This window comes from Desulfotignum balticum DSM 7044 (assembly GCF_000421285.1).
GTDB classification, from domain to species: Bacteria; Desulfobacterota; Desulfobacteria; order Desulfobacterales; family Desulfobacteraceae; genus Desulfotignum; species Desulfotignum balticum.
The window spans coordinates 1,774,569-1,787,714 of the sequence record NZ_ATWO01000001.1 but is presented as its reverse complement, the minus strand read 5'-3'; the positions used below and the strand labels follow the sequence as shown (position 1 = coordinate 1,787,714).

The 13,146-nt window shown below is 48.3% G+C and carries 13 protein-coding genes; all 13 read left to right on the top strand.

Annotated features, from left to right (window positions below; genetic code table 11):
- Positions 1-255: 255 nt before the first annotated feature.
- The gene (locus K365_RS0109070) at positions 256-2,097 is read left to right on the top strand and encodes a PEP-utilizing enzyme (protein ID WP_006965394.1); all 1,842 of its coding nucleotides are present in this window, start codon (positions 256-258) and stop codon (positions 2,095-2,097) included.
- A gap of 9 nt (positions 2,098-2,106) precedes the next feature.
- On the top strand, positions 2,107-3,192 hold the full coding sequence (locus K365_RS0109065; RefSeq protein ID WP_024334332.1) for a PEP/pyruvate-binding domain-containing protein: 1,086 nt from the start codon (positions 2,107-2,109) through the stop codon (positions 3,190-3,192).
- 135 nt (positions 3,193-3,327) lie between these two features.
- A complete protein-coding gene (gene ppcB / locus K365_RS0109060) occupies positions 3,328-4,734 on the top strand; it encodes a phenylphosphate carboxylase subunit beta (RefSeq protein ID WP_024334331.1) in 1,407 nt (468 codons plus the stop codon).
- 14 nt (positions 4,735-4,748) lie between these two features.
- Positions 4,749-6,401, top strand: coding sequence for an AMP-binding protein (locus tag K365_RS0109055; protein WP_006965389.1), 1,653 nt, complete (start codon positions 4,749-4,751; stop codon positions 6,399-6,401).
- A gap of 67 nt (positions 6,402-6,468) precedes the next feature.
- Positions 6,469-7,686: a Tm-1-like ATP-binding domain-containing protein gene (locus tag K365_RS0109050; RefSeq protein ID WP_006965386.1), complete on the top strand. Its 1,218-nt coding sequence runs from the start codon at positions 6,469-6,471 to the stop codon at positions 7,684-7,686.
- On the top strand, positions 7,686-8,288 hold the full coding sequence (locus K365_RS0109045) for an HD domain-containing protein (RefSeq protein WP_024334330.1): 603 nt from the start codon (positions 7,686-7,688) through the stop codon (positions 8,286-8,288). The genes K365_RS0109050 and K365_RS0109045 overlap by 1 nt, the downstream gene beginning before the upstream one ends.
- A gap of 63 nt (positions 8,289-8,351) precedes the next feature.
- Positions 8,352-9,014: a CBS domain-containing protein gene (locus tag K365_RS0109040; RefSeq protein ID WP_024334329.1), complete on the top strand. Its 663-nt coding sequence runs from the start codon at positions 8,352-8,354 to the stop codon at positions 9,012-9,014.
- A 13-nt stretch (positions 9,015-9,027) separates the two neighbouring features.
- Positions 9,028-9,621, top strand: a complete 594-nt coding sequence (locus tag K365_RS0109035; protein WP_006965381.1) for a UbiX family flavin prenyltransferase — start codon at positions 9,028-9,030, stop codon at positions 9,619-9,621.
- Positions 9,618-10,289 carry an HAD family hydrolase gene (locus tag K365_RS0109030; protein ID WP_024334328.1) on the top strand — a complete coding sequence of 224 codons (672 nt, stop codon included), beginning with the start codon at positions 9,618-9,620 and terminating at the stop codon, positions 10,287-10,289. Before K365_RS0109035 ends, K365_RS0109030 begins: the two co-directional genes overlap by 4 nt.
- Before the next feature lie 215 nt (positions 10,290-10,504).
- Positions 10,505-11,200 carry a histidine phosphatase family protein gene (locus K365_RS0109020; protein WP_024334327.1) on the top strand — a complete coding sequence of 232 codons (696 nt, stop codon included), beginning with the start codon at positions 10,505-10,507 and terminating at the stop codon, positions 11,198-11,200.
- A gap of 43 nt (positions 11,201-11,243) precedes the next feature.
- Positions 11,244-12,086, top strand: a complete 843-nt coding sequence (locus K365_RS0109015) for an MBL fold metallo-hydrolase (protein WP_024334326.1) — start codon at positions 11,244-11,246, stop codon at positions 12,084-12,086.
- Positions 12,087-12,088: 2 nt separating this feature from the next.
- Positions 12,089-12,589 carry a GNAT family N-acetyltransferase gene (locus K365_RS0109010; RefSeq protein ID WP_024334325.1) on the top strand — a complete coding sequence of 167 codons (501 nt, stop codon included), beginning with the start codon at positions 12,089-12,091 and terminating at the stop codon, positions 12,587-12,589.
- The gene (locus K365_RS0109005) at positions 12,586-12,924 is read left to right on the top strand and encodes a hypothetical protein (RefSeq protein WP_006965376.1); all 339 of its coding nucleotides are present in this window, start codon (positions 12,586-12,588) and stop codon (positions 12,922-12,924) included. The genes K365_RS0109010 and K365_RS0109005 overlap by 4 nt, the downstream gene beginning before the upstream one ends.
- Positions 12,925-13,146 lie beyond the last annotated feature (222 nt).

The following is a 13,146-nucleotide window of genomic DNA, read 5'->3' as shown; positions in this document are numbered from 1 at the left end:
TTCTGGACGATTTGGCTGAAAAAAATCAAAATATTATAAGAAATTCTTATAATTGATATAATTTTATATGAATTGACAGTTTTTTTGTCAAGAATTATTAACCCTGCCATATACTTGCTGCTTTGATGAAAAGGAAACTCGGTCTGGTCTCTTTTCAGTGGATTTTATCTCATGCTGACTTCTCAATTCCTTGCAAGTATTGTCAGAGTTATTGGGTTTGTTCTGCACCTAACGTAACCTTTAAGGAGGCTGAAAATGGCTGACAAGAGTTTTCCCAACCCTCACGAGATTGAAGCGATCCCCGGAACTGAAGGCTGGGAAAGGATGTACCCGTATCACTATTTTTTCTCGACAAAGGACAAGGAAAGAGAAGCTTACGAGAACAATACGTTCTGGTTCAATGATGCACTGCATTACCCTGAACCCCTGTATCCCTTTGATATTATCTGGGATGAGGCATGGTTTCTGGGATTATCGCAATTCAATACTCGAATTTTCATGATTCCCCCGGTGTATGGGGTTGACCATCGGATCATCAATGGAAACGTCTATATTTCTCCGGTTCCGATAACAGACCCTGAAGAGGTGCAGAAAAGAATTCCCTTGTTCATGGAAAGAGCCGGTTATTATTATGAAAACTGGGACCGGCTTCATGAACAGTGGGAAAAAAAGATGACAGGGATTATTTCTGATATTGAAAACCTTGAAGTCAAACAACTGCCGGCCATGGAGGATATTTCTGTGGTTAAAAACGGCATTGGCACCTCATCGGGCTATGAACTGCTCAAAACCTACGATAAATTAATCGATCGAGGAATCCGATGCTGGCAATACCATTTCGAATTTTTGAATCTTGGATATGCCTCCTATGTCACTTTTGTTGATTTCTGCACAAAAGCCTTTCCTGACATTCCGCTTCAGAAAATCACCCAGATGGTGGCAGGCATTGATGTTATTTTGTACAAGCCCGATGATGAACTGAGAAAACTGGCCAAACTGGCCGTTGAATTCGACCTTGGTTCACACATCGGAGATGATACCAAAAACGTCGAAGATGTCATTGCCGCCCTCCAGTCGTCTGAAAATGGGAAAAAATGGATAACAGCCTGGGAAAAAGCCAAATATCCATGGTTCAATATTTCAACCGGCACCGGCTGGTACCACCAGGATATTTCATGGAATGACAATCTGAATATCCCCATGAGTTCCATCAGAATCTATATAAAAAAAATCATTGGCGGCCATAATATCGACCGGCCCATGGATCAAATCAAAGAGGAACGGAAACGGCTTGTTCATGAGTATCGGGGTTTTTTGAAAACCGATGAAGACAGGCAGACATTTGATCAACTCCATGGCACCGCCGAACTGGTATTTCCCTATGTTGAAAATCACATGTTTTACGTAGAACACTGGTTTCACTCGGTATTCTGGAACAAAATGCGGGAAATTGCGGCCATCATGACAGACCACAAATTTTTAAACGAACCCGAAGATATCTGGATGATGTCCCGCAGTGAAATCAAGGAAGCATTATGGGATCTGGTCACGGCGTGGGCAACAGGCACCAAAGGATATGGTCCGCTGCACTGGCCGGAAGAGATCGCATGGAGAAAAGGCGTATATCAAAAATTCAAAGAACATCCGCCCATCCCGGCCGTCGGCACCCCGCCTGACGTTATCGCGGAACCGTTCACCATTGTGCTTTGGGGCGTTACCAATGAAAGCATGACCGCCTGGACCAAATTAAGGAAAATCGGCGACCCGGACAAGGTGAATGAAATCGAAGGGTTTGCCGGATCACCAGGTGTGGTTGAAGGTATTGCCAGGGTATGCCGATCCGTTGAAGACATCGGTCAACTCAAGGAAAACGAGATACTGGTGGCACCGACCACATCTCCTTCCTGGGCACCGGTATTTCAGAAAATAAAAGGGGTTGTTACCGATGTGGGCGGCATCATGTGCCATGCGGCCATTGTCTGTCGTGAATACGGCATGCCGGCGGTTGTCGGAACAGGCCAGGCAACAACCATTATCAAATCCGGCATGAAAATCAAATTGAACGGAGATACGGGTAGAATTTATATCGAAAGGTGATCTGATACCATGGAAAAAAGACATGACTATGTTCTCTGGTTTGAAGAATGCAATCTGGAATCCATCCCCATAGTGGGAGGCAAAAATGCAAGCCTTGGTGAACTGCTCAGTGCTGAAATACCGGTACCACCGGGCTTTGCCCTAACCACCAAAGCCTATAAACGGTTTCTTGAACAAGGCGGGATAAAAAAAGAAATCTTTAAGATTCTGGAAGACATCAAGCCCAATGACATGGATTCCGGAGAAATAGCCAGTAAAAAAATTCGGGCGGTTATTGAAAACACGCCGATTGACGAAAACCTTCAGGATTATATGGGCGAATTTTACAGACAGCTTTCCAAAAAATGCCACGTCCCTGCTGTTCCAGTGGCTGTGAGATCAAGTGCTACAGCAGAAGATCTGCCCGGAGCCAGCTTCGCCGGCCAGCAGGATACTTTTCTCTGGATAAGAGGTATTGATGATGTGTTTACCCATGTAAAAAAATGCTGGTCCAGCCTCTTCGCTGCAAGAGCCATCTATTATCGAACGAAAATGGGGTTCCCCCACGATAAAGTAGAAATATCGGTGGGTGTCCAAAAAATGGCAAATGCATGGGTCGCCGGTGTTATGTTCACTTTGAATCCTGCCTCCGGAGACAGGGCATCTGTTGCCATTGATGCAAACTGGGGATTCGGGGAAAGTGTTGTCAGCGGCGAATGTACACCGGATAATTTTATCGTCAATAAAATTTCAAATGAAATCATAAAAAAAACCATTTCACATAAAACCTTTCTATACACCCGTAATCCTGAGAAACATTGCATTATAAAACAGGATGTCCCTGCAGAAAGACAGGATACCCAATGCGTGGTGGACCTGGATGTTATCGAGCTTGCCAAAATTGGTAAAAAAATTGAAACCCATTACGGCAAGGCCATGGACATTGAATGGGCTATCGACAAAGACACGCCCGGCAAAGCCAAAATCATGATTCTTCAAAGCCGTCCTGAAACGGTATGGAGTGATAAAAAAGTGACGCCTGTTATGTCCAAAAGATCTTCTGCCCTTGAACATATATGCGCAGGACTTGTCGCCGGCAGAAAAGTAAGTAATTAATTATAAACACCACTGTATTTTATCGTTCAGCCTTGACATTCAAGGTCTGACAAAAAATATCAACCCGTGCGCAATGCGCAGGCCACCCTATTTTTGCATCAAAAATAAGGTGGCAATGCAAAAGGAGAACAGCCCATGAAAGACATGAGAGACTTTGTCGCAGTTTGTGAAGAAAAAGGCCTTCTGAAACGAATTACAGCAGAAGTTGACTGGAACCTGGAATTATCCCATATCGCAAAATTAAATGAAGAGGCCCAGGGACCGGCCCTTTTATTTGAGAATGTAAAGGGATACAAAAGCCCTGTGATTACCAGTGCATGCACAACGGTGGAACGGCTTGCCATCATCATGGGTATGCCCGAAGATTCAACCCTGACCGACCTGTATGTGGGATGGGAAGAAAAAGCAAAAAAACCCATTCCACCCACCTATGTCGATAAAGCAAAGGCCCCCTGCAAACAAAATATCATGATGGGTGATGATGTCGACCTGTATAAATTTCCGGTCCCCCAATACTATCCCCTGGATGGCGGCAGATTTTACGGGACAGCCCATTTTATCATTACAAAAGATCCTGATTCCGGCTGGGTCAATCTGGGAACATATCGAAGCCAGCTGCTGGCCAAAGACAAAATCGGTACCCAGTTCATCAAAGGCAAACACGCGGATATCATGCTTAAAAAATACCAGAAGCTCAAACAACCCATGCCGGTTGCCTCCATTGTCGGCTGTGACCCGATTCTCTTTCTTCTCGGAGCGGCACGGGTGGGGGCGTTTACCAGTGAATATGATGTGGCAGGGGCGTTCAGGGGCCAGGCCATTGAAATCGTTAAAGGAGAAGTGGTGGACCTTCCCATCCCGGCCCATGCGGAAATTGTGGTGGAAGGTTTTGTGGATGCGGAAAAATTCATGGAAGAAGGTCCGTTCGGGGAATATACCGGATACTATTCCGGCGTTGGAACAGACCCCAGAAATTTCATTGACGTCAAGTGTGTGACCTATAGAGATAATCCCATCTTCTGGGGAACCACTGTCGGCCGCGCTGTAACCGATTCTCACATGACCATGGCACTGTCCTACGGCGCAACGCTCTGGCAGCAGCTCAAGGAGATGAGAATCCCCGGACTCAAAGCAGTGTATTGTCCGCCCGAGGGTGCCGGCCGCTTTCTTGCCATCATCTCCATGACCCAGATGTATCCCGGGCATGCAGACCAGGTTCTGACAGCCGCCATTTCAACTGAAATGGGTGCATACGGTCTCAAGACCGTGATCGTGGTGGATGATGATATCGATCCCTGGGATATCCCCCGGGTCATGTACGCTTTGAGTTTCAGATTCCAGCCCAACCGCAGCCAGGTCATCAAGCGCGGGAGATCAACGCCTCTTGACCCGTCTTTGCCCATTGAAACAAGGGACATCACCGGCAGGCTCCTTATGGACGCCACCATCCCGTATGAGTGGAAAAACAAACCCATACCCATTGAACTGGATCCTGACATGGTTGAAAGGGTCAAAGAAAGATGGTCTGAACTCGGATTTTAAGGAAAGGATGTCACGTGAAACCAATTAGATATACAAAAGAAATGACGGATGAATTTGTCCGTGACGGATACTGGACCCAGGAAACTTTTTACGATTTCTGGGAAAAAAATGCCAGAGAAATTCCCGATCGGGAAGCACTGGTTGATTCAAAATACAGACTCACCTGGCAGCAGGCTGTGGAACTGGTTGATGCCATGGCCATATCCTGGGTTGAAATGGGTATTGAAAAACATTCAAGAGTAATCATTCAGTCTCCCAACAGTGTGTATGGTTTTCTTGCAAGAATTGCCTGTGAACGGGCCGGTTTGATTTCTCTGACCGTATACCCCTATCTGAGAAAAAAAGAGCTGACCTATATGGTGGACAGAACCAAAGCATCCGCCGTTATTATTCTTCATACCTACAACAAATTCAACTATCTTGAGATGTATGAAGATCTGCAAAAAGAGTTTTCCCACCTGCAAAATATTTTTCTGTTTGATGATATGGTTCCACCAGGAGCACCGCAGGGCACTTTTTCCCTTCCCACCATTGTTGAAAAACGAGTTAAACAACCCATTGACAAAAACATTCTGGCAGAAAGACGGCTGGATGCCATTGAAAATGTGGCCATTCTCACCACAACTTCCGGTACCACAGGCATTCCCAAACTGGTGGAATGGCCGGCCGCTCCCCGCATATGCACATCCAAGGGACGGGTGGATATCTGGAGCCTGACCAAAGATGACATCACCATGGCCATAGCTCCCCATGCCGGCGGTGCCGCAGGAACCCTCACCTATTTTGCCGCCCCCATTGCAGGGGCCAAAACCGTCATGCTGGAAGAATTTTCACCGGATGCGGCCCTTGCGCTCATTGAAAAAGAAAAAGCCACAGCTGTCGGCGTGGTCCCTACCCATCTGATTCGGATGCTTGAGGCGGATATATCAAAGTACGACCTGGGTTCGCTCAGATTCATCCGGTCGGCCGGCGGATATCTGCCGCCCCAGGTGGCAGAGGAAGCGGAAGCCGCTTTTGGCGCTTCCATCACCAGTGATCTTGGCACCCAGGACATGGGATCCGTGTCAGGATGCCGGGTAAAAGATTCCAAAGACTTAAGGCGACGAACCGTGGGCAGAATGCTTCCGGGAAACAAAGTCAGGCTGGCCCATCAGGAAAACAGAGAAATAACCGTGCCGGATGGTGAACCCGGCATCCTGTATTTCAGAGGCCCCCATGCACCGGCCGGGTATTACAGGGATGAAGAGTTGACCTCAACGGTATTTGACAAAGACGGCTGGACCACGACCGAAGATATTGTCAAATTTGATCAGGGATGCCTGTGGATATTGGGAAGAGCCAAAGACATGATCATAAGAGGTGGGCAAAATATTTATCCGGCCGAAGTGGAAGGACTTTTGAATGATCATCCTGCCGTGGGTTCAGTGGCCATTGTGGGCTACCCGGACAGGGAGATGGGTGAGCGCTCGGCTGCCTATGTTATCCCGAAATCCGGGATGAATTTTGATTTTAAAACCATGGTAGACCATCTGAAATCTAAAGATATTGCCATGTTCAAGCTCCCTGAACACCTGGAGATCGTTGCTGAATTTCCGACGGTTGGCGATTCCGGCAAGGTGAACAAGGAAACCTTAAAAAAAGATATCAGAGAAAAACTGGGCTTGTAACTACCAACCTGGGGCAGGGAAAAAAATTTTCAAATTCCCTGTCCCAGGTTTAACAAAGGCAAAAACAATGAATACACCGAAGACGGTTTTGATCATATCCACACTGGACACCAAAAGAGAGGAAACCCGGTATCTGAAATACAAATTTAAAGAAATCGATGTGCTGCCGCTTTTAATGGATCTTTCCATGCGTGGGAAAGAACCTTCCAGAGCGGAACTGACCCCTTCCCATGTGGCGTCGGCCGGCGGCAGCACCATTGAAGAAATCAACCAGTCCAGGGAACGGTCAACCATCACCAATATCATTATTGACGGGGCAACCAAAATTGCACGGGACCTTTACCTGGCAGGCAAAATCCATGGAGTGATGGCCATTGGCGGATCAACCGGATCACTGATGGCAACCGATGTGATGCGTTCGCTGCCATTTGGTATCCCCAAACTGATGATTTCCTCAACAGCGGCATTACCTGGGTTGTCCACCAGATATATCGGTACCGGTGATATTCTTTTGTTTCATTCGGTTATTGAAATTTCAGGTGTGACAGATATGCTCAAAAATGTTATGGACAGGGCCTGCTATGCCATGAAAGGAATGATCAAATATGTGGACAATACCCTGGCCGCCCACAATAAAAAAACCATTGCCATGACCATGCTGGGGCCGTGTGAACAATGTGCCCGAACCGTTCGTGCAGCTCTTGAAAAACAAGGATTTCAAATCACTGGATTTTCTGCAGCCGGTGTCGGGGACCAGGCCATGGAAAAAATGATTGCCGAAGGGTTTTTCCATGGTGTCATCGACCTGGCTCCCGGCGGGGTCGGGGAACACTATTTTGGCTACATGCGGGACGGAGGGCCTGATCGCCTCGAATCTGCAGGGAAAAAAGGGATCCCCCAGATTGTTTCCACCTGTTCCGTCAACCATATGACCCCTGCCCGGTCCAAATACAAAAAAGATTTCTATGAACGACGAAAATATGACCTTGATAAATTCCGAACCTGGCTGCGCCTTTCACCGGACGAACTTAAACAGGTGGCCGGTGAATTTGCCAGAAAGCTGAATGGTGCGAAAGGACCTGTAAAAATAATGATCCCGTTGAAAGGATGGTCTTCGGTAGATGCATCAGGAAACCCGACCCATGATCCGGAAGAAGACAGGATTTTCACTCAAACTTTGCGCAGTTTGCTGGACTCCAGAATAGATATCATTGAAATCAATGCAAACATGGAAGATCCGCTATTCAGCCAGATGGTCATAAAAACAGCATTGGAGATATTTTAATGGATGCCTCCCTTGAAAAAAAAATAATTGAAACGATTACCCCGTTATATAAAAAAGGACGGGATGGAGACTGGGAACATATCCTGCGCACGGTTGATCTGTGCAGATATCTGCTGAAACATGAAAACGGGGATCCAAACATTGTTTTACCGGCAGCATACCTCCATGATCTGGGATGGTCCGTCGTGGATTATGCTGATTTTAATGCTGCCACCCCTTTGGAAAAAACAAAAACAATCAGTTTTATGCAGCATATGGAACAAGGCGCCATTCTTGCCGGTAAAATATTAAATGATCTTTCCTATGATGAGACCAAAACCAGGGAGATTCAACGCATCATAAAAATTCATGATCTGCCTGAAACGGTTTTCAAGAAGCCCAATATAAACGCAACCCTGGTTGTGGAAGCCGATCGTTTAGACAGATACGGCAAAACAGGAATTACCCGTTTTAAAACCATGTTTGGAAAAGGGAAAATTACCGGCCCATATTGGGAAGAAGCCAGACAACTGCGGAAAGAAGGACTGAAAATGTGGTTCATCACCCCCACAGCCGGACATCTGGCCCAAAAGCTCGCAACGGAAATGGGGTTGTTTGATTAAATTGTTTTTGCCTGGTTCATGCACCAGACATAACCGCTTACTCATAAAAATGGAGGACCAGACATGATCGTAAAAAACTGGATGCGTAAAAACCCTGATATTATTCCCAGTGACTTGTCCGCAAAAGCGGCCATACAGGAGTTTGAAACAAAAAAAGTCCCGTTTTTGGCAGTGGTGGATGATGGCAGATTCAAAGGGTTTATTGCGCGGCGGGATTTGCGAGAAGCTGCATCCTGGACGATTTCAACCCAGGATATTTTCGAGATACAGTATTTTAATGAAAAATTAAAGGTCAGGGATATCATGGTGAGAAAACCGGTAACACTGTCCATTGATGACTCTGTTGAGAACGCCATCAAAAAAGGAAGCCGGTTCGGCCGCAGTTTTTTACCGGTAATGGATGGAGAAAAGTTGGTGGGGACCCTCTCCAATAGAGATTTCACCCAGGCTTTAAGCCAGCTTTTAGGAGAGGGTGAAGGTGTTGTCGGAGTAACGATTGAATTAAATGGAGATTCAAAAACTACCATAAAAGAAATCCTTGAAGAATTTTTTGCTGCCGACGTTAAAATCAATGGATTTTTTACGCTCAAAAACCCGAATAATGGCGCAAATCGCCTTATCATCCGATTTGACATTAAATACCTGAAAAAAATCACCCCCGTTATCAAAGAAAAAGGATACCGCCTGCTGGAAGAAGCGACATACAAAGACAATAACATTTCATAACACAGGAGTTATAATGAAAAATCGGTTAATTGTGGGTATCGCAGGGGCCAGTGGGGTCATTTACGGTGTCCGGCTGCTTGAGGTTCTGAAGCAGACGGATATTGAGACCCATTTAATTATGTCGGAAGCCGGAAAACTGAATATCCAGATTGAAACCAGTTATGATGTGGATGATGTGCTTTCCATGGCAGACGTTACCTACACCAATGCAGATATTGCCGCATCCGTTGCCAGCGGTTCATTCCAAACCCTGGGAATGGTGATTGCCCCCTGCACAGTAAAAACACTTTCAGGAATCGCCAATTCCTTTAATGAAAACCTTTTGATCCGGGCCGCAGATGTTCAACTCAAGGAAAAACGCAAACTGGCCCTGATGTTCAGAGAGACACCATTGCATATAGGTCATTTGAGACTGCTGACCCTGGCTGCGGAAATGGGCGCCCACATTGTTCCCCCCGTACCCGCGTTCTACCATCATCCCGAGACGATTGATGACATCATCAACCAGTCCGTGGGAAAAGTGCTTGATTACATGGGTATTGCCCATACCCTTTTCAAACGCTGGGACAATTCAGCGTTGGAAAAACTAAAGTCAGAACTCAATTGAACAACTTTGAGGCGGTACTGTTTGATCTGGACGGCACACTGGTGGATTTTCAATGGGATCTGGATGAGGCCATTCCGGAAATCTGCGCCATTCTCTCGGATGCCGGGATGGATATGGCCCGTTATGGCGACCCTCCCAGTTATGTCAGTCTGTTTAATCTTACCCGGGATATAACAGACCAATGGATCAACCGGGGTGCTTTAGAAGATGCACGCAAACTTCTGGCAAAGCTGGATGACGTGTATAACCGGTATGATCAGGATGCCATGAAAAGGTGGCAGCCTTATCCGGACACCCGATCCACACTGACAAGACTGGTCAAAGAAGGATTCCGCCTGGGGGTTGTGAGCAATTGCGGGCGGGAAGCCGTTCACGGTATTCTGGCACGTTTCAACCTGATTGATTTTTTTGAAATTATTCTGTCCCGCCAGGATATGTCCCGGCTCAAGCCCCATCCGGAAAGCCTGGGCCTGGCCCTTAAGACATTATCTCTGTCTCCGGAAAAAGTGTTGTTTGTCGGTGATTCAATCAATGACATCCTTGCAGCTGATAACACAGGCATGGCTGCCTGTTTTCTGTCCTGCGGTGAAAGTCGGATCACCGGCCTTTCAGCCACCTTGAATGTGAACCACATATCCCGCCTGTCGGATCTTCTGAAAATTTTATAACGCACCAACCGCCCCTGCCGCTGCTGCAAGCAATCAAAACGCCTCAAGGCAGCGGCAGATTCTTATTTATCCCGGGGCCAATATGCCCGCAAAAACCCCGGGACTCCAGGGGGATGATAAACTTGATATTGACAGTTTTCTTCCTTTGCGTTATGAAAATCATATGAAATAAACTATCTTACCTTTCCAGCATTCAGGAGATTTCGTACCCTGCCATGAGCCGAAAATATGAAGTTAAATCCGACCAGACCCTCACTGTCATCAAACAACTATTAAACCAAGGTATCACAAAAATAGCCGCAATTATCAGACATTCCGAGCGGCTTTATTCCACCCAGGCCCGCATGGAACCCTTCATGAATCTCACACCTGAAGGCTTACAATATGCTGTGGAAATGGGACAAAATCTGCCGGCAGGTCCTCTGCCTCGGATGTACTCCTCCTACATCGGCCGGTGCATTGAAACCGCCTATCTCATTGATAAAGGATTCTCACGCCAGCACGGCATACAACTTCCCCACAACCAGCCAAAAGAACAGCTGGCCCCGTTTTACATCAAGGACAACCAAAAAGCCCTGGCCCTGCTCAAGGAACAGGGCACCTATACATACATCCGCAACTGGTTTGACAGCCGTCTGGATGACACCGTGATGGAAAATCCGGCAACCACCGCGGCCGCCCTCACCCGGTTCATGACCGAACAAGTCAACGGCCTGGCGGACAATGAGATCGCCATCTGCGTATCCCATGACTGGAACATCTTTCCCCTCAAGGAATTTGCCTTGGGACTGCCCCACGAGGAAGCCGGAGACATTGGATACCTGGACGGGGTGGTGTTTTTTGAAAACAAGAACCGGATGTTCATCACTTCATATCAGGCCGATCCCCGGCCGGTAATTGCCGCCTCATGAACATGCATCCCCGGTTGTGACACGCATATAAAGGAGCTGTCCCATGACACACACCCGCATCACCATTATCTGTGAAAACCGGGCCCACATGGCCAGAGACATCATGGGCGAACACGGGTTCGCGGCCCTGATAAAAACCCCGGACACCTGTCTGCTCATGGACACGGGCCAGGGACTGGGACTGGCCCACAATGCAAAGGCCATGAAAATCGATCTGGCCGCCCTGGACGGCGTGGTGATCAGCCACGGCCATTTTGACCACACCGGCGGGCTGATGCAGATCCCGGCCCGGGAACGGCCTTTGCCCATTCATGCCCATCCGGACCTGTTTGCCGCAAAATATGTGATGCCCAAAGGAGAGCCTCCCACCTATATCGGGATCCCGTTTTCACAAACAGCACTGGAAGAAACAATCAACGCCCGGTTCGAGTTCCACAGCGACTTCACTGACATCGCCCCGGGCGTGTTCTTTTCCGGCCAGGTGCCCCGGACCTGGTCGTTTGAACCCTCTGATGACCGACTGGTGACCGAAACCAGTGACGGATTTGTTCCCGACCCGTTCAAAGACGATGCCAGCCTGCTTATCGAGACCCCGACCGGACCGGTAATTCTCACCGGGTGCGCCCACTCCGGCATTGTCAACATCATGGAACATTTTGCCCAAAAAACCGGGCATCAGACATTTTCCGCAGTCATCGGCGGCACCCACCTGGGATTTGTCAATGACCCGGCCCAGCTGGAACAGGCCATGGATGCGTTTGACAAATTTAAGGTCCGCACCATTGCCGTGTCCCACTGCACGGGCAACGAAGCCGCGGCCCGGCTCTTTCACCGGTTCAAAAACCGGTTTGCCTTTGCCGGTGCCGGCTGGCACATGGATTTTTAAAAATGCCCGACCTGCTTGTCCGGCTGTATGACCTGCCCGGGGCCGCATCAGAGCGGAACCGTCAGGCTGAACAGGGCATTGTGATTAGACGGGCCATGGCATATGAAAAACAGGCCGTGGTCCAATGGGTGACACACCGGTTCGGCACGGGCTGGGCCGGTGAATGTGATGTGGCCTTCACCCGTGTCCCGGTGTCCTGTTTCATTGCCACCGACGCTGGAAACATCGCCGGTTTTGCCTGCCATGACGTCACCTGCCTGAATTTTTTCGGACCCACGGGCGTGGATGAAAAATACCGCCGTACCGGCATCGGCAAAGCCCTGCTTTTGTCCTGCCTTCACGCCATGGCAGCTAAGGGATATGCCTATGCAGTCATCGGCGGTGCCGGGCCCACGGAATTTTTTGTCAAAACAGCCGGAGCCCAGCCCATTGCCGGTTCCACCCCCGGAATTTACCATGATCGACTCACCCTCCAGGATATGGACAAAGGAGAAATCCCATGAGCCAGCATATGCAGATCACCGTGACCATCCGGCCGTTTTACAAAAAAAGCTTTGAAAAAACCTACCCGCGCCTGGCCCGGCACCTGGGATATCAGGACCCGGATCTCGTGGACGGCAACCCATCCCTGTACGAGCTGGCCAAAAAGATCGACATGCTGCTCTACCAATACGACGGCACCCCGCTGCGGCAGGTGCTGCTCGATCACAAACAGCAGCTGATACAGACCTTTCATGCCATTGAAGAACACATCGCCGACCGGCGCCTGGCTGAAGCAGACAAACTGCTCTACACCCTGGAAGATATCTTTGATGACATGGAGTATCACCTGGACTGATCCGGACCGAACCACAGTGTGGCTGGCGGTGTTTTTCAATGGCTGATCGACTGACAGAAGCCATGCACCTTTAGAAACCATTGGATTCAGGAAAACAGCCCCTGGTATGAAAACCCGATCCAGGGTGTCGTTTACTGGAAACCCCCTGGTCCCGGGTAAAGGCCCGGCAAACAAAAAGGCTTTGCGCGTGTGCGCAAAGCCTTTGAATACTGATTGAATCAG

Coding starts and splice junctions, on each gene's coding strand:
- K365_RS0109015 (WP_024334326.1), top strand. CDS start 11,244: ATGACACACACCCGCATCACCATTATCTGTGAAAACCGGGCCCACATG.
- K365_RS0109065 (WP_024334332.1), top strand. CDS start 2,107: ATGGAAAAAAGACATGACTATGTTCTCTGGTTTGAAGAATGCAATCTG.
- K365_RS0109040 (WP_024334329.1), top strand. CDS start 8,352: ATGATCGTAAAAAACTGGATGCGTAAAAACCCTGATATTATTCCCAGT.
- ppcB (WP_024334331.1), top strand. CDS start 3,328: ATGAAAGACATGAGAGACTTTGTCGCAGTTTGTGAAGAAAAAGGCCTT.
- K365_RS0109045 (WP_024334330.1), top strand. CDS start 7,686: ATGGATGCCTCCCTTGAAAAAAAAATAATTGAAACGATTACCCCGTTA.
- K365_RS0109070 (WP_006965394.1), top strand. CDS start 256: ATGGCTGACAAGAGTTTTCCCAACCCTCACGAGATTGAAGCGATCCCC.
- K365_RS0109010 (WP_024334325.1), top strand. CDS start 12,089: ATGCCCGACCTGCTTGTCCGGCTGTATGACCTGCCCGGGGCCGCATCA.
- K365_RS0109005 (WP_006965376.1), top strand. CDS start 12,586: ATGAGCCAGCATATGCAGATCACCGTGACCATCCGGCCGTTTTACAAA.
- K365_RS0109020 (WP_024334327.1), top strand. CDS start 10,505: ATGAGCCGAAAATATGAAGTTAAATCCGACCAGACCCTCACTGTCATC.
- K365_RS0109050 (WP_006965386.1), top strand. CDS start 6,469: ATGAATACACCGAAGACGGTTTTGATCATATCCACACTGGACACCAAA.
- K365_RS0109035 (WP_006965381.1), top strand. CDS start 9,028: ATGAAAAATCGGTTAATTGTGGGTATCGCAGGGGCCAGTGGGGTCATT.